The organism is Gluconobacter cerevisiae (assembly GCF_015244675.1).
In the GTDB taxonomy this organism is placed as follows: domain Bacteria; phylum Pseudomonadota; class Alphaproteobacteria; order Acetobacterales; family Acetobacteraceae; genus Gluconobacter; species Gluconobacter cerevisiae.
Genome location: NZ_JABCQO010000010.1, coordinates 25,280 through 44,144, shown reverse-complemented (window position 1 = coordinate 44,144; position 18,865 = coordinate 25,280). Strand labels below are relative to the sequence as shown.

Sequence of the window (18,865 nt, the reverse complement as noted above, 5' to 3'; positions counted from 1 at the left end):
AAGAGGTTAAACCCATTCATCTTTTATGATCATTTAAGGAGATATTCCATATGAGTATATCAAATATTCCAGAGTCCTTTCCGCTACCGGGGACATGGATTACGATTTCATCAACAGGTGGTGTAGCGTCAACGACCTATCAGGTCGTTCTCGTTGCAACATCTTCGACAGGCAACACGAACACGCCTGTTCTCGCTGGATCGCTTGCGGACGTAGCATCAGCGTTCGGTTCAACTTCGGACATCTATAAGGGTTATGCCCGCTATCGTTCCGTTGACACCGTGACGCCTGTTTATCTCGTAAACGCAGCATCCGACTCAGCAACCGACATCACTGCCGCTCTAACAAGTCTCGGTGACATTCCTGCAAACCTCTTCATCACTCCGTTTGCGACAAGCGACGCCGTAAAAGCCTTTGATACTTTCTTGGCTTCACGTTGGGCTTACAACAACGGCCTAGACGGTATCCATGTGACAGCCATTGCAGACAGTATGGCTAACCTCGTTGCCCTTGGCTCCACGGTAAACAGCCCATATTCGAGCGTTGAAGGTTTTGCTCCAGGCGGAACAGATTCTGACATTGAACTTGCCGCAGCAGTCGGTGCAGCCGTTGCCGTGAAGGCGAGTGCAGACCCTGCAAATCCTATTCAGGGCATCGCCCTAGCCGTAGCAGCCGCTCCACTAGGAAACGCATTCAGCCAGAGCGCAAGAGAAGCAATCTTTAACGCTGGTATCGGTATTACCAAGCAGGATACTGCCGGTAATGTTTACCTAGAACGTCCTCGTATGACCTATCAGACGAACGCAGAAGGCACGGCTGACGACAGTTATCAGGACATCGAAGCGCTCAACATTCTTGCGTATGTTCGTACGAAGCTACAGGCACGCTTGAACTCACGCTTCTTCGGTGAAAACTCCAAGAAGCTCGTTGACAATGACACGATGATTTATCCGGGAAGCAACGCTGTTAACCCGAATATCATCTTGTCCGAGATCATCGCTGACTACAGCGAGAACGTGGACAATCTGTTGTGTCAGGACCTTGCGACATTCCTCAAAACAGCTTCGGCAAGAATCGTTCGTACGGGCGTTGTTGAAGTCTACTACCCAGCAAAGATCGCAGGCGTTCTACGTCAGATCACTGTTGGCATTCAGTTTTCTAAGTAAAACATTTTAAGGAGAAATATAAATGGCTTCACCTACATCAGTTGGCATTTCCAACTTTGCTATCAACGGGATTGCTCTAGCGATCCCTCAGGATGCAGAGCTTACCTACAGCATTCCCGTTAATAAGCGCGAATATCTTAACTCTATGCAGGGCGTTGAAAATACGACCTCGTATGAACCAACGCCGGGTAGCATTAGCGTTACCGTTCGTTGGCCTGCTGGCTATAAGCCGAGCATGTTTGCAGGGCTCGCCGATGCCGTTGTGACCTTCACAACTCGTTTCGGTGTTCTCGTAACAGCGACAGGCTGCCTCTTCGGTGATTCCATCAAGGTATCCCCAAAGGAAAACACCAGTGAGCTAGAGATTTCCTGCTTGTCGATCATCGAAAGCTAATCGGGAACACTCATCGACGGACATCTTTAACAAACCCCCGTACCGAAAGGACGGGGGTTCTTTTTCTCTAAATACGGATACGAATAAATGCAGTTAAGGATTAGATTATGGCGAGTACGGGATCGTATCAGTTATCATTTGGCTTCGATCTAAAAGGCGCAACAAACGCTCTAAAGGGATTTAATAACCAGCTTAAAGCCACACAGGCTCCCGGCATTGCTCTCAACAATCAGTTGAAGCAGTTCGGCAAGATAGCCGGTATCAAAGACATAACGAAGAACGTTTCCAACCTCACAGGTAAGGTGGCAACAGCAAGTAAGATAGTTGGCGGACTTGTAGGTCTGGGATCACTCGCGGGCATAGCCGACATGATCAAAGGCTTCTCCGATATGTCGCAACAGGTGGAAAACCTAAGCGGAAAACTCGGCGTAGCTTCGACTGCTCTGCGAGGGCTGCAAGGAGCAGGATCGCTAACAGGGCTGGGCAACAGTTTTGTTGCCACAACGGAACACGTTCAGGACGTGCAGCGTCGATATAAAAACGGCACGGCCTCGGGCGATGAACAGGCCGCAATCCACTCCATGGGCCTGAGCAATCGCATGTCTTCGGATCAGTGGACGAAGACGGCTCTTCAGAAGACCAGCAATGATATGAACGCTGGTATGTCAGCCGCCACGGCTCGCTCTCGTCTGGGTGCAGCAGGTGTTGATCCGGCTCTCATGGGACTGATCGAACAGGCGAAGAACGCTCATAAATCAGTAAGCCAGTATTACGATGATATGAACGCAAGAGCGCAGAAGCTCTTGCGAACCAACGAGCAGAACACTGCCGCAGGAGCGCAACTCCGGCAGTCGTTCCAAAGTGTCGGATTAGCAGTCCAGGGCTTCGGTAACTCGATAGCCAGCAAACTAACCCCTGCCCTCACTCCGATGCTTGATCAGTTCTCGAACTGGCTTGCAACGTCTCCGCAGGCCAATCAGCTTATCGACCAGATCAGCAGCGGCATTGCGGGTCTGGCGAAGTGGGTTGGCAGTATTAACTGGGCCGGTATGGCTCAGGGCGCCATGGGGGTTGTGAATAGTCTCGGTGGCCTGAAAGGCATTGTGGAGATCCTTGTAGGCTTCAAGGTTGCTAGTTGGGCAGTTAGAGCAACTACGAGCCTCATGCGCTTCGGCTCCGTGGCTATGAAACTCGCTGAACTTGGCTCCCTTACGGAGTTGTTCGGTGCTCTTGGGACAGCCATTGCAGCTATCGCGGCACCTGTTGCTATTGCAGTCGGTGTGGTTGCGGCTCTGGGTGTTGCGGCATACGAGCTTTATCAGCACTGGGACACAGTTGGTCCCTACTTCAAAGCCACATGGGACACTGTTAAGGACATTTTCGGTGGTGCGATAAAGGCCATACAGCCGCTAACCGATCTTGTCTCGACTACGTTCTCGGGAATGTGGGACGGCGTTAAAGCCGTGTTCGATGCCGGATGGTCATACATCAGCCCGATCTTCGATAAGATTAAAGGCGCACTTAACTGGATCGCCGGAACGAAAGTAGGAAAGGCTATCGGGTTCGTTGCAAAACCCCTTGTCGATGACTTCAATAAGAACCTGACAGCCGAGAAAGTCGCGCAGGCAAGTTCATCAGGATCACCCACAGACGCAGCAGCAGGCTCAACCACAACGAAAGCGATCCCCCAGAACAGTCAGGGCTACAAGATGGCTCCGCAGGCTATCAGTGAGCTTATGGGGCTAGGTCTGAACAAGGCCAACGCAACCGGCTACGCGGCAAACATGCTCAAGGAGTCAAACTTCAACCCGTTCGCTCGTGGTGATGGTGGTCACGCTTACGGTATCGGACAGTGGCACGAAGACAGACAGGCTGCATACGCCAAGATGTTTGGTCACTCCATGCAGAGCGTAACGGATCTCGATCAGGCACGACGAGAACAGGAAAAGTTCTACGTTGCAGAATCCAAGACGGCGACTGGCGGAAATGTCTTCCAGAAGTTGCAGAACAACAATGACCCACGCCTAGCAGCGGCAACGGTTTCCAAGTTCTACGAGAGACCTGCAAACACATGGGGCGAAATGCGAGGCCGTGCAGATATCGCTAGCAACATATCAGCCTCCCCGGCTTCCTCGGATACAATGCTGGCAAAGCTCACGGACTCAAACAATCGCCTTGCTGATATCAACAACAAACAGGCGACAACGGAAGCCAAAGCAACCCAGTCCCAGATAACGGCAAGCCAGTCACAGTCCTTTACGCACCAGATGAACATCGAGGTTGCTGACGGTCGCATTCAGGCAAGAGCAAAAAGCGGAGGCGGAATGACAATCGCTCCGCCTCGCGTTCACCAAGCACTCCCTAGCGCAATCGTATGAGGTACACATGACATGGATCGTTTTTGGTTTTTATGGATATGGATCAAGGCACACGTCTGGGCCTTAGTGAAAGTCGCCTATCTGGGTGGACTTCTCCTGTTTGCCATACGCAGTTTGCTCTTGGGCTTGTTCATGATGATGCTAGTTGTGACGGCCGCCTATGCGTTCAGTTAAAGAACTGCACGTTGCCGGTTGAAAACAGCCATGCTTCCGTGTGGCGTCGGTGAGACAAACCCGACAACACGACACCTCCGGCTTTATTCCATAAGCCAAACTGGGTAGCAGCAGCAGACATTCGGTTTGTCTGAACGCATGACCACAACGTCGAAGCCTTTCCATTGCGAAGGACAAACAGGCCATCTTTCTTCGATGAGCCGGGACCGACGTTATAGAGAAAACTCATGAGGGCATCGAACTGCCACTGCTCAATGGGCTTTGCTAGTTTGCTGTTTAGCATCTGCGAGAAAACCGCCAGGTCATTTTTGAGCAACGAGGTCGCCTGACTGTTCGTGATGGTCATACCCATGTGAACATCGGGGCCTGTGGAGCCGTAACCGATCGTTGGGATACCGGTTGTGTCTTTGTAGGCTGTGAGCCTCAGACCTTCATAATGCTGGATAATGGATAATCCCTTTTCGCTAATCTCCATGACAATACTCCGTCATGAGATGAGCCAAGGCTGAACACTATGTTCGTAGGAATATTTTATCTATTTGGTAAACTTAACCCACCTCTTGAATACTTATTCCCTTCATATGTCAGAACAATAAATAGATGTGTCATAAACACATGGAGATAAAACATGACACAGAACGATATTGTAAGCCTATACATTGCCGGACAGCTTCCGAAGGACGTATTGAAGAACGTCCTAGTTTTGAAGCACCTACTAGCAGTGGCAGATCAGCCCCAAGTGGCAATCACATCGGTATTGAGCACAGTCGATGCGCTCTACCCAACAACGGAAGCACCAGCAGCAGAAGCAGGAAACACAGGAGACGAAACCAATGGCTAAGAGCATTACGATCAAGACGGACGAGGAACTAGAAATCACTTTGAAGCCAGCCGTTGGCGGACACTCCAAGGTCACTGTTCGCAAGCCTAACTATTCGGAGTTGCAGGTAGCATCAGGAATGAATGACGGAACGCCTAATGGCATCGCGGAAGCCAATATGTATGTCTACACGAAAGCAACCGGGCTTACGGCACTCGATATCGGCATCATGCCCGGTAACGTCATTCGAGCAATCGACGACTTCTTGGGAAACTAACGGGATCTAATGTTACCTCCGAAACCCTTGATGTTCTCAGGGGCAATATTAGAGAACTGATCCTCTTTTTCGATTGGAAGCACGTAAACGAAAACGATCCCTATTCCCCTTACCATATGCCTTTAGGCGAACTGGAATGGTGGATCGAACGTGCAAACACCATTCACGAACAACGGGAGAAAGCCAGACGATAAAAAAGCCCCGAGCCAAACAGCCGGGGCTTTTCCACATTCATTCAGAAGAGGCATCACTGTCCCATTCGTCACTCATCCACCATTGCTTTGGCTTGCGGAGTTCTCGGTTATTCCAGTGATTGTTTTCCGAACAGGTCTTGATCGAGTGATGCCGGATGCAACGAACGCGCAGGTTATCGGCATCATACTTTTTCGAGGGATCAACCTCGATTGGAATGATGTGATCGACATCGAGGCGCATATCTTCAGCAGTCGTGACAGTGCCCTCGTCCATGCAGTCTTCGCAATAAGGCGTCGCATGTCTTATGGCCTCTGACACCTTGCGCCAGCGATGATCATAAACCGACTTTCCCATTAGGACTTGTCGTCAGAGGAAGCAGGCTCTTCGTCAGTCGTCGTTTCTGGCTCAGGCGCAGCGGGTTCAGGGGTTGCGGGCTCCGGCGTCGCAACAGGAGCAACAACGACCGGACGTGAGGCCAGGTATTGCGCTTTAGCTACGGCATCAGTGTCCGACAGGGTTCCATTCTGGAGGTCTATCGCAATAGCAGCGACAGCCAGAATGTTTGCAAAGTCCGCATCATCGTTCGGCAACGCAGAAATGATCTTCTGCGGGTTATAGCCGGAACACCAGATAGCGATGATCTGGCTATCGGTGAGCTTATGAGCCACAGCGAGCTTGCCTGCGAGAGTTCTTAAAATAGATAGAAGTAAGTTCATGGGATATCTCCAAGTTAAAATCCCCGATATTTAGCTGTTTCAGCGCCTCATTTAATCAAAAGTATAAATAGAAACAGAGAACAAAAACAGTTCTCCGAAACTTCATTTGAGAATGAGAGAGAAGAAGTTATGAAAAATATGAATACAGAGCTTACAGATTATCTAAACCTGCTAATCGAGACTGCTACAGGCGGATACGAAAAGCGCTGGAAAGACCTAAAGAGAAATCTCCAGTACCGCCTTAAGCAAGGCGTCCTTTATGTGACCCCCGATGAAGCAACAGGTCTTCGCTATAACAGCCAGAAAAACAGAAGCCTCAAAAAGCATCCGATGCCAGCTTGTCTAGCAATCATCGTGAGCGAGGCACTGAACGAAGAACCGAAAACGGTAAGCCTCCCCGATCCAGAACCGCAGGACGATCTAACTCTTGCAGCTATGACCCCCGAGACATTGAACACAATCGCAGACGCTATCAGAGACGGCGACCTTACTCCTGAGGAAGCCAGAATGGCGTTCGGCCTTATAGGCGTCAAAGAAGAAGAGCTTCCAAAGCAGGAAGCGCCTTCAAGAGTAGACCACAGTATATGGGACTTGAACGTGAAGAAGAGCCAAGCGGCTCTAACTGATGCAGCAACAGACTTGATTAGGTTCTGTCACGCATGGGCTCAAGAAATCAGAGAGAAGCCTTGATCCAGTGAACTGAAGAACAGATACGCACTCACTCATAGACCCCACGGAAAAGTGCCGTGGGGTTTCCTACATCAGCGCCGATATTCCAATCTCAATAAATACTCGCATGGATTGGAAGCATGGAAACACCCTCTACGCACCGGGAACAGAAGTCGCAATCGTCTATAAAATGACGTTCAACGGGTACTGGTATATTGGCAAAAAGCAGATCGTCTCGTCGTCTGGAAAAGCCACAAACTGGAAGAGCTACTACGGCTCTGGAAAGCGATGGCTAAAGCACATTGAAGGCAATGAGGCTCTGGTATCTCGGGAAGTCCTCTATCTATGTGCCAACAAGGTAGAGTCTACCTATTACGAGAACTACGAACTCTACAGTCGTCATGCGATCTTCCAAGAAAAATCCATGAACGACAACGTGGCTATGACCGCGAACAGAAGGAACACCAAAAACTTCAAAAACAAGCCGGAGACACTATGAGCGATATAACCAGCGCAGCATCAACCCTACAGGAGATTGTTGAGACACTAGGGAACATCTACACCGATCCCGGACAGTATGTGGCCCAGCTCACTTACCTCATCACGCAGTACGGATATGACGTAAACACCCAGTCCGTTCTTGCCACCTCTTATGATCCCGTTTTCGCCCTGGCACGTCGAACCTGCCTCGAAGCGATCTACCGTGCAGAGCCCAGCGTCACATGGTCTTCTTCCACTGATGCTTACAACTTCCGTGACACGATCCTGCCCATGTTCACAGCAGAGATAACCTACGCGGGACAGACCAACGAAACGGACATCTTCGAATATTTCAACAATGCGATTGCTGAAATCTCTCTCGATATCCAGACGCGAGGTTATGGCCTTCCAGACATCACGACATACACGACGAAGACATCCCTTCCGCCTTGCGTGATAGCCCAGCAGCTATATGGCGACGGCACCCGAGATGACGAACTGATCATGCGAAATGCCCCTATCAGGCCGCTGTTTATGGACCTGACGAATGAGGTGTTGAGCCGATGAGCACCGAGAACATCACCGTCACAGGCAATGCCTTCCATCCACCTGATATGGAGTTTCATATCTACGTTGGGAACCGCGAACTCCTGAACTACACATCATTCCAGTTCAACAGATCCATGGAGCAGCTACCGGGCAACTTCACCATCACTATCGCCCTTGCTTATGCGAGGCTTCCTGAACTCCTAGAGGCCGTCCAAGCAAATCAGAAAGTGACGTTTTACATAGCCAAGAAGCTCATGTTCACTGGCATCCTCGAACGTGTGGACACCTCAGGTTCCATGAGCGATCACCCCGTTGTCATACAGGGACGCTCGGCCTTGCGTGACCTCTTCGACTGCTCGGCCATGATCCCCGGATATGTTGCAACCTACAAAGACCTAAACGGCTTGGCCCAGACGTTGTGCAGCCCGTTTGGGGTTAAAACCTACGCGAAATCTGGCACATCAGCGGCTTCGACATATCAGCAAGACCAGCTAAGTCAGATGAACCTCAACGCAGGAGAAACGCCTTATGCGATCTTGCAGAGAGCAGCGCGAATATACGGCAAAATCCTCTACGATAGCGTGGGTGGCGCACTGGTTATCGCAGACGTAGCAGATGGCAATCCCGTTGCTACAATCGACACCTCTACTGCTATGATCGAGGACACCTCATTCTCCCTCGATATCAGCGGACGCTTTTCGGAGTACGTCGTCGCCGTTCAGCCGAATGATCAATACAGCAGCGGTCCTGCTCTCCCCATCCCTACCGGCATTGGCAAAGACCCACAGCAAGAACTTGTGGGAACACAGCGCAAACTCCTGCTGATTAACTCCCTAGATTCTCCCGATCACCAGTATGCCCAGAACATTGCCCAGTGGCAGGCCAATCGGAACTATGGTCGCTCTATGGTCATGAACTTGGTCATGACAGGCTACCAAAGTGACAGCGGCGATCTCTGGGACATCAATACCCTTGTGAGCGTGACCGATCCCCTCACAGGCATCAAAGATAGCAAGATGATTGTCGCCGGCTACACGATGATTCGAGACCTCACAAACGGATCAACGACCCAGATCACGCTCATGCCGCGTGAAGCATTCAGCATCCAGCCGAACGTCATCAATCCCTCGGCAGACTACTACAATACGAAATCGTAACCAGAACGGAGAAGCCATGGATTACAGAACAATATCGAACCTACAGGAGAGGATTGCCGTACTGGAAAGCCGCATCCTCCATATGACAAAGCCTACCCTCTTCACCACGGATGCGAACACAACCGGCAAGGTCCACACGGCTCAGTGTCAGACATACGGCGCATCTGGCGAACTCCATAACGTGCAGGTCATCGGCAACTATGGTTTCGCGTCCGCTGCCCTATCCGGTGCAGTCGGGCAGACTGTTTCCAGCACAGGCCACAATGACAATAAGCTCGTTATCGCCACTCATGACCCTCGTTATCATCCGGCAAATCTCGGCCAAGGCGATAGCTGCCAGCACGATCATCGAAACCAGAAGGTTCTGATCACGCAAGACGGCATCCACATTGAAGCCAATAGCAAGACATTCATCACGATCAACGGCACGACTGTCATTGAGGTCGATGGCAGCAAGGTATCCATCACCGGCGATCTTGAGGTCAGCGGAAAGATTACAGCGTCCGGCGATGTCGTGGGCGCAGGTATCAGCTTGCAGTCTCATGCCCACATGGAGAACGGCAAGGGCTCAAAGACAAGTCCGCCAGCATAAATACCACGCTACAAGAAGTAGCATCCTGTGTGTTGTCGAAACCCCGGTCATCCTCTTGGCTGGGGTTTCTTCCTTTCAAGTAAATACACAGAGAAACAACCTCATGAAAGGAACCTCATGTCAAAGAAAACAAAGGTAATAACAGGCGCTCTACTTTCAGCAGTGATGCTAGGTGGCACCATCAGTCTAACAGCTTGCTCGGCAACGCAGAGACAGGAAACGGCCTACACGGCGAGTTCTGCCTATGTGGTTGCTCACAAGATTGTCGTTCAATACGCAAGCGGCACATTCGGTAAGGTCGATGTGAACATCGCCAATACGCTCTTGGATTTGGACAAAAATGCCAGTGATGCCCTCGCAACAGTGGACACCGCTTATGCAAATGGAACGACCGTAACGAGCACAGCAAACACTCTAGCAAACGATGCCGTAACGGCACTCGTCACTTATCTCGACGATCACAAAATCGGAAAGACCTCAACGGAAGGAAAATAACATGAACACTTCATTGATTACAGAAATCGCAAGCCTTGGCGCTCTTGTTGTTCAGGAAGCACCTGTATTCATCGAGTTTATCGAGAAAGTTTATTCCATCATCGCAGAGAAGAGAACTCCGACTGCTGATGAATGGAGCGACATAATCAGTCTCGTGAAGGATGCAGGCGCAGAAGACGACCAGATCAAGGCGGCTCTGAACTCGAAGACCAACTAAGGAGAAAATCACGCATGGCTGACATAAGGCTTTGTTTTAACGAAGAAACACAACAGATAGATTGGTCCTTCACGACCTCGGTAATCAATGGCGTGACAGTCACGGACATCGACACCAGCAACGATCTTGAGACATGCGTGATCCTCCGCCTTTTTACAAATAGAAGAGCGGAAACCTCATGGGATCGTACCGAAAACAAAGAAGGGTTTTGGTACGACGCCTATCAGGAGAACGGGCGCAAGGTCGGAAGTCGCCTTTGGCAACTTTGGCACCTCCCCGTCACCGACAAGGAAAACTACGAAGCAAGAGCAACGGATTACGTCCGAGAAGCTCTGCAAGACATGCTGGACGACAATATGTGCGACAAGATTGATATCGCCTGCACACTCGTCAGCAGCAAACGCCTGAACATCAGTGTCACGATCACAAAAGGATCATCCCGGCAGAACTTTAGCTACCTATGGAGTACCGTAAAATGACCATTCAAACCTGCACGATAGCTGGCACAAAAATCATCGTGGATCGTTATGAGACAGTTAGCTACGGAGCCAACCGCATTATCCATCAGTATCCCGGTGGCCTCACTCCTATGGTTGAGACACTAGGCCAGAGACCTACAATCTTCGAGATTGAAGGCTCGCTAGATGTAAACGACAACGGCCTCTTGGGACGAGCTTTAACAGCCATCATGAATGGTGATGCCTACCAAGACCTCACGGATCTCATGGAGGAAATGGCCGACACAAGCGGAGCCCTTATCGAACTAGTCCACCCTTCCCTTGGCAGTTGGTACGGAACAATCCTCCAGTGCCCATTTAGTGAGAGCAAGGAACGCCTCGGCATCGTTCAAGTCCGCCTATCCTTCTTCGCTCACAGCAAGACCAGCCAGCAGAAGACCAGCATTTTCCAGACAGTCACCAATGTCCTAACCGGTAGCCAGGCGAGCGGCATTGGAACAATCGGAGCGGCCTTCAACACAGCCATGCAGGCCAAGAGCCTACTAGGAACTCCTGCTTCCGCCCTCACGACAGTAGGCGCAAGTGTGACGGGCTTAATCAGCCGATCAACGGGCTTAACGAATAGTATTTCGGGGATTGATAGCTTGTTCGGTGGAGCAGCGACCCTTGGCCGTTTTGCTCAAACAAGTTCCGTGCCAAGCGACATCACGAGTACAATCTCTACAAGCCAATCAGCCAAAGCGATCACCAGCGACGTGACGACCGCAATGGTTGAAAAGATCAGCGACAACAGGAGAACTATCTCCGGCCTTGTAAGTGATTTAGTGACCTGACAGGAAAAGAAAGTTGTAAACTCGATCAACTAAACGAGGAATATCCGACAGGCTTGACTTAGCATCACGCTTCATAACGTACTGCTCATAAGGGTCTAATCCTACCGATTTCTCTTTAAATCTTTGATCTATCAAATCCTCGATAGCCGTACGAAGCCAAGTTTTAATATGATGGGTTTCATATTGTGCACATCTGATACCTTCATTGATGAAGTCTTTCAGATCTTTAGAAGCAACCCCTTCAAAATCTGGCCTCAGAACCCAAGAATCATCACTTTCTGGCGGAAGAACTTTTTTTAAAGCCCCAAATATTACCTCGTTCGATACGGTATCCATTATCTAAATCCTTTCTGATGTTAGTTCATTCCTAATGCCAGCCGCCGCTGTTACGTTCAACGCGAATGTACTCATCAGCGAGCGCCACAGAAGCCCGTATAGCCCCCCACCCAAAAGAAAGAGAAAACGGTATGACGATTCATACCCTTAACAAGGACGTCTTCTCTTTCTTCGGATTGCTAGCAACGATTGAAGACATCAATGGCAACTTTCCCACTACCACCGAGATCGATAGAGATTTAGTTGGCTGAGGGGATTATAAATCTATGCAACTCCTGCGCTACAGGCCAGACTTGCTCTAGGCAGCCTCGACCCGACCGCTCGACTACATATTGTTCGTAATCGTCTAAGTTTTGTTTCTTTTCAGCAATCCTAGTTTCAACTATCTGACTTATCTGTTGCGAAAGAAAACCTTCTACACCGCTTACACTACGCTCGCCTGATTCTATGTGCGCCTGAAGGAAGTTACGAAGATCGTTTGCAGGTTCACCGGTCAGATCGAGCGATAGTCGCCACTCGCCGTCGGATTCTAGGCGGACAACCTTTTTTATAGCTGCAACGATTACTCTTTCTGAGACGTTAGTCATTAGGGTCTATCCTTTACTAATGCTTCATCCCTGATACCAGCCACCACTGTTACATTCAATGAGAATGTACTCGATTCGTACTCATCAGCGAGCGGTAGGTAGGCGAAGTCTCCCCCTCAGAAGCCCGTACAGACCCCCGCACACCAGCGCAGCACTACTTGCACCCGCGCACCTTACACCGTGCTCTACGACGCTCTGAGGGCTTGATGACCTAAGGGGTAACGCGTTCCGAAAAGTTGAGCGGACCCAAACACGAGCGCACACCCAGTCTAGTCCGTAAAAATCCTGATTTTGAAAAAGTAAAAAAGTCAAAAGCTAAATATCTCCGACACATCATTGGAGATTATTATCGTGACTATTAAGAAAAACTCATTCCCAAAAAACATTGACGGCAAACCTCGAAGAGAAGAGTTGTTTGAACAGCTAACTTCTCATCCTGATTACGAGGCACGCCACGAAGCGGCGATGGTTCAGATGGTTTGCCTGATTACCGATGAAGAAGAGTATCGGGCCTATATCGACGAACATGGCAAGTTCTACGACTCAGGGAAGATGCGTCGTCAGCACCCTGAACTGACAGCCCTTCATGCCACACAGGCTTCCCTGAAAGGTCTGTATGCCAAGTTTGGCATGACGCCGATGGACACCAAGTCCCTCAAGAAAGGCGCATCCGACGAAGACACCGTGACAGTCGTGCAGTTTCCCGGATTGACCTAATGTCGTGCGGAGGAAAGTTCGCCGCCATTGATGCTGGCAATCTCGAACAGCAAGATCAGTATGCCTACGTCAAGGATGTCCTGTCTGGGAAAATCATAACAGGTGAATATACGAAGCTCGCGTGTGAACGCTCTATCCGTGATCTGGAGCGAGCTTCTACACCTGACTTCCCTTACCACTATGACCCGAGCAAAGGGAAAAGATACCAAACTCTCATGAGCTACCTGACCATCTTGGAAGGAACCAAGATGGGACAGCCCTTCGAGATGTATCCCTATCAGCTATGGTCGATATCCCAGACGCTCGGATGGGTTAACGATTCAGACGACTACCGACGCTTCTCTTTCTCATACGACGAGATGGGACGAGGAAACGGTAAGACCTCAGTCATCACAGGGATGCCGATCTACTTCCTCGCTTGCGATGGCGAAGGCGGCCCACAGGTTTATGTCAGTGCTCTTACGGAAGCACAGGCTCGCATCCTCTACGGCTTCACCTATCAGCATACACAGAACCATCCTGCCCTCATGTCTCAACTGGGGATCGAAGCGAAGCAGGAAGAAATCCGCCTAGACAAAGAGATCGTCGTAAATGGGCGCAAGATCGGCAACCGTGGGTTCTTCCGCGCCGTGTCTAGTGATGCTGATGGGCTGCACGGATTGAACCCAAGTGTGGTGATTTTCGACGAGTTTCACACAACCAAGACACGAAAGGTCTACGACATATTTCAAACAGGCATGTTGAAAGATCGACCCCAGACACTCACCAAGATCATCACGACAGCAGGCGATTCAATGGAAGGGCTTGGCTATTCCATGCACCGAAAATGCGTCGATATTCTGCAAGGCAACTTGGTCGATGAAACGTTCTTCGGCTGCATATGGGCCGCTGATGAAGGCGATAACCCCTTTGAGAAAAGCACATGGCGCAAGGCCAATCCTTCTTGGGACTTCGGATTTAACCGTAAGAAGTTCGAGAAGAACGCAGCGGATGCAAAACGCTCTAAATCCGAACGAGCATCATTCTTCACATTTAACCTGAACATATGGCTATCCAGTTCGTCGCAGTGGCTGGAATCCAGCGACGTTAATGCGGGTCTGGATACAAGTTTGAAGATCGAGGACTTCAAAGGAGAGCCCTGCTGGATCGGCGTTGATATGTCGAGTGTTCGAGATATGACCTGCGTGTCTACTGTCTTCAAACGCGATGATACCTTCTATGTCTTTCCGAAGTACTGGCTTCCAGAGGCCACGGTAGAAGGTGCTGGAAACGAGCTTTATCCTGCTTGGGTCCGTGACGGATATCTAACAACGCAACGCCGCCGAACAATCGACTATCGAGAAATGCGGGACTACATCATCGACTTGAGCAAGACATATGAAATCGAAACGGTAAACGTCGATAAATGGGGCTCTGAAAATATGATGGAAGAGCTTGAAGACGAGGGCCTAACAGTCTGGCCTGTAACGCAGGGAAAGAACCTAAACCTTGCGAATAAGCTCTTTGAAGAGTCCATCCTTGAACACAAGATCAAGTTTAACAATCCGATCTTCCGTTGGAACTGCCTGAACGTCTATGCCTCATATGACCACTTGGAGAACCTACAGCTTTCCAAAGAAAATAAGATGTCTACGCGCAAGATAGACGGCGTTCATGCAACGTGTAATGCCCTTCATTCTTATATCCGTGATGGCAGTCAGCCGCTCTCAACCGAAGTGATATGGTAACGAAATAAATACCTCAAAGAAGTATTCTTACGAGGTATTCATGTGTCCATATTTTCAAGATTAATAAAAGGGGAGGATTCAAGCCCCACACCTACGAGTAGTTGGGCCGCGCCAACTATCACAAAGGCCGAAGCCGTCCCGGTGGAAACACCGATCCCTTCCGATAATCCTCCAGCAAAACTCGGGCCGGGTGCATATATAGAAGCCCCTCAATACTGGGGACCACCTCCCGGCATGGTGGGAGCAGGATCGACGTTTTCAGGCGTTGTCGTCACCCCTTACACGGTCATGAAGTCACCAACTGTTTTCGGGTGTGTGACGGGGTATTCATCAGCAATCGCAAAACTACCACCGAACATTCAGAAGATAGATTCCAACGGCGGATGGACAAACACAACGGACCATCCGCTTTGCAGCTTGCTTAAAACCCCGAACAGCAAGGATCGTTCGTGGTTCCAGTTCATGAACAATCTTATGATCCATTATGTCCTCTGGGGAAACGCTTATGTGGCGATCATCCGAGGAAATGATGGACGCCCCGTTGAGCTGATCACCATCACACCTGACCGTATGAGCGTCACGGAACTGGAAGACGGAGACAGGCTCTACACGGCGTCGACCAACCAGTTCAAAGGCCGAAAGACGAGCTTTGCAGCCGAAACCGGCCAGACAAGAAGGCTCCTGCAAGAAGATGTCATTCATCTCATGCACACCAACTTCGAGAACAACATAATCGGTAAGGGGCCGCTTGATCTATCGCCGGAAGTTTTCGGGATTGATCTTGCCATTCAAGAGACGCGAGCAGGTGCATTCCGCAACGGAACTTCTATCCAATATATCATCACAACGACTGGTCGATATAAGCCGGAACAGCTTGCTACGATCCGTGAAAACTTGATGAAGGGAATGGCAGGAACGGCCAATGTTGGCATGGGTCCCGCTCTTCCACCAGACATTCAACTTGTTCCCATGAACCTAAGCGTCAAGGACTTGATGCTTCCTGAAATGGGTGAGGATTCAAAGCGAAACGTCTGTAACGTCACGAACTACCCTGCTCATAGATTGGGACTTGAGGACAAGGACGCCGCTGCATCCATCGAGCAGAAAGAGCGCACCTTCTACAGCGACACTTGCGGACCCGTAACAACGCAGTTTGAAGAGCTATTTCTGGATAAGTGCTTCATCGCTTCCGAGCGTGATCAATATCGCATGAAGTACGATTACACACAGGCTGTCAGTCCTGTTTACAAGGATCGCGTTGACGCTGGCTCCAAAGCCGTCGTTGCCGGTCTTCTATCTCCAAACGAATGGCGCGCAAGAGAAGGTCTCCCCGGATACGAGGGAGGCGATGAGATTCTACGTCCACTCAATACAGGCGCGATCGGCCAGACCGACGGCTTGCAGACAACACCGGGAGGAACCCTACCAACCGACAATGATGAAAGTGAAAACCAATCATGAGGAAACATATATCCATTAAGAGCTTCCGTGATGCCGTTAAGTCTCAAGACGTATCGGCTCTGGAAAAGACAGTTACAGCCGATTTCCAGATTAAAGCATTAGACAACGGCAGTGATCTTTTCACTTTCGTCATCACAAACGATGCCTTGGATAGAGCTAACGATATCGTTGATCCCGATGGCTTAGACGTTACCGAGTATCTACGAAATCCCCGCGTTCTCAAAATCCATAACGACGGCGAATGGCCTATCGGGCGATGCGTTGAACTGAAGCGCGTCGGTAATGGATGGCAGGGAACTGTTGAGTTCTGCCCAGCGGATTATCCCGTTGTTGGTCCAGACGCAGAGTTCTGTCGCAGAGCCTTAAAAGACGGCTTTATCAGCGCCGTAAGCATCGGCTTCCGCCCCCTCAACTACAGCATCAATGATGCCGGTGGAATGACCATAACGGAATCAGAACTTCTTGAGTTCTCCATTGTGCCGATCCCCTGCAACCAAGAGGCACTTCTAGTCAATGTAAAGGAGAAACAAGAAGATGACGCCCCAGACACTGAAGACAGTAACCACCCTGATACTAGCGATAATAAAGCTAGTGACATTCTTCCAGAGCAGAAGAAAAAAATAAACCGCAAAAGATTACAGCGCGAGATTGACTTGGCAAAGATCAAATCTCGCCTCAAGTGAATATAATATTCAATCAATAAATACAAAGGTGATTATCACTAATAACATTCAAGGAGACATATATGTCATCTAATCGCACATTTGATGTAAAGGCTTCGCTAGATGAAGCAGTAAAGAAACTCGACAAGGCATTTATCGCTCTCTGCAAAGCAGAAGATGAAGGCGAAGACACAGCACCAGCCGAGAAAGAATATGAGGATCTACAGAACCGCGTTCGCACTCTCGAAGAGCGCCTAGCTCGTGCAGAAGAGCTTGATGCGAAGAAAGCAAAGGATGCTGAAGAAGACACCTCTTCGCCTGCTTCATCTGACTCTGATGAGAAGTCCGGTGAGTTCAAGGTTAAGACCTTCTCGATCAACAAGGATATTGGTTCGGGCCTCGATCCAAAACTAGAGTTTGGTTATCGCGGTCTTGGTAAGATTTTTGCCGAGAAGCATGGCCGTGATGCTGCAACAAAGCTAAAGGCGAACGGCTTTAAGGCTTCCGATGCGGCAAACATTATGACCAAGGCAACCACTACTACCAGTGAGCCGATCATCCCACAGGCAATGGAAGGATACGTTGAGGCGCTTTATCCTGAATCTGTAATCGTAAAGATTGCTCAGAAAGAATCTATGCCACTTGGTCAGAAGACCATCCTTCGTGAGTCAGGCACCGTGACCGCCGCTTACATCGACGAAGGCGAACAGTTCCCATACAGCGAAGGCGATTGGGACCGCGTATATCTCCGTTGGAGAAAGATTGCTGCCGTAACGTCGATCACCAAAGAAGTTGATATCCTATCTCCTTTCGAGATTGCCGCTAAGGTTGCAAAGCAGATTGGTCGCGTTATGTCCGCTAAGGTCGATAGCGTTATGATCAACAGCCTTGATAACGGATCAGGCAACAAGCCAATCGGTCTTGAAGGTCTCGTTCCCGCTGCTAACACCTTCACTTCGTTGACCGGTACGACCGGCCTTACAAACGTAACGACAATCTCCCAGAGCCTTGCTCAGTTGATTGCTGCTCTCGAAGGTAAGTTGATTGACGCCGAGGGTTCGACATTCCTTATGCACCCGAACGTCAAGAATGCTCTGATGTTCTTCGCTAACGACTACCAGTTCCCATTCAAGGAAGAGCTTGCTTCGGGCAAGCTATTCGGAAAGGACATTTTGACCACGACACAGATCCCGACAAATCTTGGTACTTCTGGAAAGGGGTCCAATATCTACTTGGTTCAGGGTGACTACCTGCGCTTCGGTGAAGCTACCTCTTATGAGTTCGACCGTACTGACGTTGGTTCGTATTCGAACGCTAGCGGTGCTGTTCACTCTTGGGGACAGGACCTCTACAGCTTCAAGGCTTCCATGAGGCACGATTTCAACACTGTTCAGCCTAACGCGATTGCGAAGATGACTGTTGAAGATTGGTCCCTTGGCAACTTCGCTGCTCTTGCTTCCAGTGTTGATTCTTCGATCTTCACTCCTAACTTGGCTGGCACAGATGCTTCTGGCGCAGTTGCGAAGAAGGGTCAGGCAGGCACAAGTGCAAGCGGTGCAAACAACGGCTAATCGGAATAAGCCAAAAACAAGAGGCCCCGGCAGCAATGTCGGGGCTTTCCTGTGAATAGCGTCCCTAAGACGCCCTCAGAAGCCCGCACAGCGCATTTAACGCCCAGCTTGTTACACAGTGCCCCGGGATCACTAAATGCCCTCTGCGGGCATATATGACGCCCGCTTGCTTTACGCCGATAAATCCAAACGCCTCTAAATACGGAGAGAATATTCTATCCAATATAAGAGGTA

The 18,865-nt window shown here is 49.9% G+C and carries 23 protein-coding genes; 19 read left to right on the top strand and 4 right to left on the bottom strand.

The window, feature by feature from the left end:
• Positions 1-50: 50 nt before the first annotated feature.
• The 3 genes from HKD21_RS11540 (at position 51) to HKD21_RS11530 (ending at position 3,938) form a co-directional block, all read left to right on the top strand.
• Positions 51-1,166 (top strand): hypothetical protein, encoded by a 1,116-nt coding sequence (locus tag HKD21_RS11540; RefSeq protein ID WP_099287264.1) that lies wholly within the window; start codon positions 51-53, stop codon positions 1,164-1,166.
• 22 nt (positions 1,167-1,188) lie between these two features.
• Positions 1,189-1,560, top strand: coding sequence for a phage tail tube protein (locus HKD21_RS11535; protein ID WP_194255822.1), 372 nt, complete (start codon positions 1,189-1,191; stop codon positions 1,558-1,560).
• 107 nt (positions 1,561-1,667) lie between these two features.
• Positions 1,668-3,938 carry a phage tail tip lysozyme gene (locus HKD21_RS11530; protein ID WP_099287456.1) on the top strand — a complete coding sequence of 757 codons (2,271 nt, stop codon included), beginning with the start codon at positions 1,668-1,670 and terminating at the stop codon, positions 3,936-3,938.
• 166 nt (positions 3,939-4,104) lie between these two features.
• Here the strand turns inward: HKD21_RS11530 and HKD21_RS11525 are convergent, their stop codons facing one another.
• Positions 4,105-4,587: a lysozyme gene (locus HKD21_RS11525; protein WP_099287455.1), complete on the bottom strand. Its 483-nt coding sequence runs from the start codon at positions 4,585-4,587 to the stop codon at positions 4,105-4,107.
• Positions 4,588-4,740: 153 nt separating this feature from the next.
• On the opposite strand from HKD21_RS11525, the gene HKD21_RS11520 reads away from it, so the two are divergent.
• Together HKD21_RS11520 and HKD21_RS11515 are read left to right on the top strand one after the other, a co-directional pair.
• Entirely contained in the window at positions 4,741-4,953 is a 213-nt protein-coding gene (locus HKD21_RS11520; protein ID WP_145994774.1) for a hypothetical protein, read from the top strand.
• Complete coding sequence (locus HKD21_RS11515; RefSeq protein WP_145994773.1) at positions 4,946-5,209, top strand: hypothetical protein; 264 nt, start codon at positions 4,946-4,948, stop codon at positions 5,207-5,209. Before HKD21_RS11520 ends, HKD21_RS11515 begins: the two co-directional genes overlap by 8 nt.
• A gap of 231 nt (positions 5,210-5,440) precedes the next feature.
• Here the strand turns inward: HKD21_RS11515 and HKD21_RS11510 are convergent, their stop codons facing one another.
• Together HKD21_RS11510 and HKD21_RS11505 are read right to left on the bottom strand one after the other, a co-directional pair.
• A complete protein-coding gene (locus HKD21_RS11510; protein WP_167383492.1) occupies positions 5,441-5,677 on the bottom strand; it encodes an HNH endonuclease signature motif containing protein in 237 nt (78 codons plus the stop codon).
• 80 nt (positions 5,678-5,757) lie between these two features.
• Positions 5,758-6,120, bottom strand: a complete 363-nt coding sequence (locus HKD21_RS11505; protein ID WP_099287452.1) for a hypothetical protein — start codon at positions 6,118-6,120, stop codon at positions 5,758-5,760.
• 129 nt (positions 6,121-6,249) lie between these two features.
• Between HKD21_RS11505 and HKD21_RS11500 the strand changes: the two genes are divergently transcribed.
• From HKD21_RS11500 to HKD21_RS11460, 9 genes are all read left to right on the top strand, one after another.
• Positions 6,250-6,810 carry a hypothetical protein gene (locus HKD21_RS11500; RefSeq protein WP_099287451.1) on the top strand — a complete coding sequence of 187 codons (561 nt, stop codon included), beginning with the start codon at positions 6,250-6,252 and terminating at the stop codon, positions 6,808-6,810.
• Between the two features lie 106 nt (positions 6,811-6,916).
• Positions 6,917-7,288, top strand: coding sequence for a hypothetical protein (locus HKD21_RS11495; protein WP_099287450.1), 372 nt, complete (start codon positions 6,917-6,919; stop codon positions 7,286-7,288).
• On the top strand, positions 7,285-7,836 hold the full coding sequence (locus HKD21_RS11490) for a hypothetical protein (RefSeq protein WP_062105883.1): 552 nt from the start codon (positions 7,285-7,287) through the stop codon (positions 7,834-7,836). Before HKD21_RS11495 ends, HKD21_RS11490 begins: the two co-directional genes overlap by 4 nt.
• Positions 7,833-8,975 carry a phage baseplate assembly protein gene (locus HKD21_RS11485; RefSeq protein ID WP_099287449.1) on the top strand — a complete coding sequence of 381 codons (1,143 nt, stop codon included), beginning with the start codon at positions 7,833-7,835 and terminating at the stop codon, positions 8,973-8,975. The genes HKD21_RS11490 and HKD21_RS11485 overlap by 4 nt, the downstream gene beginning before the upstream one ends.
• A gap of 16 nt (positions 8,976-8,991) precedes the next feature.
• Complete coding sequence (locus tag HKD21_RS11480; protein WP_099287448.1) at positions 8,992-9,567, top strand: phage baseplate assembly protein domain-containing protein; 576 nt, start codon at positions 8,992-8,994, stop codon at positions 9,565-9,567.
• A 117-nt stretch (positions 9,568-9,684) separates the two neighbouring features.
• Positions 9,685-10,062 (top strand): hypothetical protein, encoded by a 378-nt coding sequence (locus tag HKD21_RS11475; protein WP_145994772.1) that lies wholly within the window; start codon positions 9,685-9,687, stop codon positions 10,060-10,062.
• Between the two features lies 1 nt (position 10,063).
• Positions 10,064-10,279 (top strand): hypothetical protein, encoded by a 216-nt coding sequence (locus tag HKD21_RS11470; RefSeq protein WP_062105891.1) that lies wholly within the window; start codon positions 10,064-10,066, stop codon positions 10,277-10,279.
• A 14-nt stretch (positions 10,280-10,293) separates the two neighbouring features.
• Positions 10,294-10,758: a phage GP46 family protein gene (locus HKD21_RS11465; RefSeq protein WP_167383491.1), complete on the top strand. Its 465-nt coding sequence runs from the start codon at positions 10,294-10,296 to the stop codon at positions 10,756-10,758.
• Positions 10,755-11,570, top strand: coding sequence for a DNA circularization N-terminal domain-containing protein (locus tag HKD21_RS11460; protein WP_167383490.1), 816 nt, complete (start codon positions 10,755-10,757; stop codon positions 11,568-11,570). The genes HKD21_RS11465 and HKD21_RS11460 overlap by 4 nt, the downstream gene beginning before the upstream one ends.
• On the opposite strand, the gene HKD21_RS11455 is transcribed toward HKD21_RS11460, so the two are convergent.
• On the bottom strand, positions 11,559-11,906 hold the full coding sequence (locus tag HKD21_RS11455; protein ID WP_099287444.1) for a hypothetical protein: 348 nt from the start codon (positions 11,904-11,906) through the stop codon (positions 11,559-11,561). The genes HKD21_RS11460 and HKD21_RS11455 overlap by 12 nt on opposite strands.
• A 938-nt stretch (positions 11,907-12,844) precedes the next feature.
• Between HKD21_RS11455 and HKD21_RS11450 the strand changes: the two genes are divergently transcribed.
• The 5 genes from HKD21_RS11450 to HKD21_RS11430 all read left to right on the top strand — a co-directional run bounded on the left by HKD21_RS11450 (position 12,845) and on the right by HKD21_RS11430 (position 18,631).
• Entirely contained in the window at positions 12,845-13,210 is a 366-nt protein-coding gene (locus HKD21_RS11450; protein ID WP_145994771.1) for a P27 family phage terminase small subunit, read from the top strand.
• Between the two features lie 215 nt (positions 13,211-13,425).
• On the top strand, positions 13,426-14,937 hold the full coding sequence (locus HKD21_RS11445) for a terminase large subunit (protein ID WP_194255821.1): 1,512 nt from the start codon (positions 13,426-13,428) through the stop codon (positions 14,935-14,937).
• 141 nt (positions 14,938-15,078) lie between these two features.
• Positions 15,079-16,398 carry a phage portal protein gene (locus HKD21_RS11440; RefSeq protein ID WP_145994770.1) on the top strand — a complete coding sequence of 440 codons (1,320 nt, stop codon included), beginning with the start codon at positions 15,079-15,081 and terminating at the stop codon, positions 16,396-16,398.
• Positions 16,395-17,081 (top strand): HK97 family phage prohead protease, encoded by a 687-nt coding sequence (locus HKD21_RS11435; RefSeq protein ID WP_194255820.1) that lies wholly within the window; start codon positions 16,395-16,397, stop codon positions 17,079-17,081. The genes HKD21_RS11440 and HKD21_RS11435 overlap by 4 nt, the downstream gene beginning before the upstream one ends.
• A gap of 62 nt (positions 17,082-17,143) precedes the next feature.
• The gene (locus HKD21_RS11430; RefSeq protein ID WP_099287438.1) at positions 17,144-18,631 is read left to right on the top strand and encodes a phage major capsid protein; all 1,488 of its coding nucleotides are present in this window, start codon (positions 17,144-17,146) and stop codon (positions 18,629-18,631) included.
• Positions 18,632-18,865 lie beyond the last annotated feature (234 nt).

Excerpts from the sequence above, each read along its gene's own strand:
- HKD21_RS11515 (WP_145994773.1), top strand. The coding sequence starts at position 4,946 with ATGGCTAAGAGCATTACGATCAAGACGGACGAGGAACTAGAAATCACT.
- HKD21_RS11430 (WP_099287438.1), top strand. The coding sequence starts at position 17,144 with ATGTCATCTAATCGCACATTTGATGTAAAGGCTTCGCTAGATGAAGCA.
- HKD21_RS11485 (WP_099287449.1), top strand. The coding sequence starts at position 7,833 with ATGAGCACCGAGAACATCACCGTCACAGGCAATGCCTTCCATCCACCT.
- HKD21_RS11455 (WP_099287444.1), bottom strand. The coding sequence starts at position 11,906 with ATGGATACCGTATCGAACGAGGTAATATTTGGGGCTTTAAAAAAAGTT.
- HKD21_RS11465 (WP_167383491.1), top strand. The coding sequence starts at position 10,294 with ATGGCTGACATAAGGCTTTGTTTTAACGAAGAAACACAACAGATAGAT.
- HKD21_RS11495 (WP_099287450.1), top strand. The coding sequence starts at position 6,917 with ATGGATTGGAAGCATGGAAACACCCTCTACGCACCGGGAACAGAAGTC.
- HKD21_RS11445 (WP_194255821.1), top strand. The coding sequence starts at position 13,426 with ATGAGCTACCTGACCATCTTGGAAGGAACCAAGATGGGACAGCCCTTC.
- HKD21_RS11435 (WP_194255820.1), top strand. The coding sequence starts at position 16,395 with ATGAGGAAACATATATCCATTAAGAGCTTCCGTGATGCCGTTAAGTCT.
- HKD21_RS11490 (WP_062105883.1), top strand. The coding sequence starts at position 7,285 with ATGAGCGATATAACCAGCGCAGCATCAACCCTACAGGAGATTGTTGAG.
- HKD21_RS11540 (WP_099287264.1), top strand. The coding sequence starts at position 51 with ATGAGTATATCAAATATTCCAGAGTCCTTTCCGCTACCGGGGACATGG.
- HKD21_RS11525 (WP_099287455.1), bottom strand. The coding sequence starts at position 4,587 with ATGGAGATTAGCGAAAAGGGATTATCCATTATCCAGCATTATGAAGGT.
- HKD21_RS11530 (WP_099287456.1), top strand. The coding sequence starts at position 1,668 with ATGGCGAGTACGGGATCGTATCAGTTATCATTTGGCTTCGATCTAAAA.
- HKD21_RS11520 (WP_145994774.1), top strand. The coding sequence starts at position 4,741 with ATGACACAGAACGATATTGTAAGCCTATACATTGCCGGACAGCTTCCG.
- HKD21_RS11510 (WP_167383492.1), bottom strand. The coding sequence starts at position 5,677 with ATGGACGAGGGCACTGTCACGACTGCTGAAGATATGCGCCTCGATGTC.
- HKD21_RS11505 (WP_099287452.1), bottom strand. The coding sequence starts at position 6,120 with ATGAACTTACTTCTATCTATTTTAAGAACTCTCGCAGGCAAGCTCGCT.
- HKD21_RS11460 (WP_167383490.1), top strand. The coding sequence starts at position 10,755 with ATGACCATTCAAACCTGCACGATAGCTGGCACAAAAATCATCGTGGAT.
- HKD21_RS11535 (WP_194255822.1), top strand. The coding sequence starts at position 1,189 with ATGGCTTCACCTACATCAGTTGGCATTTCCAACTTTGCTATCAACGGG.
- HKD21_RS11475 (WP_145994772.1), top strand. The coding sequence starts at position 9,685 with ATGTCAAAGAAAACAAAGGTAATAACAGGCGCTCTACTTTCAGCAGTG.
- HKD21_RS11500 (WP_099287451.1), top strand. The coding sequence starts at position 6,250 with ATGAAAAATATGAATACAGAGCTTACAGATTATCTAAACCTGCTAATC.
- HKD21_RS11480 (WP_099287448.1), top strand. The coding sequence starts at position 8,992 with ATGGATTACAGAACAATATCGAACCTACAGGAGAGGATTGCCGTACTG.
- HKD21_RS11470 (WP_062105891.1), top strand. The coding sequence starts at position 10,064 with ATGAACACTTCATTGATTACAGAAATCGCAAGCCTTGGCGCTCTTGTT.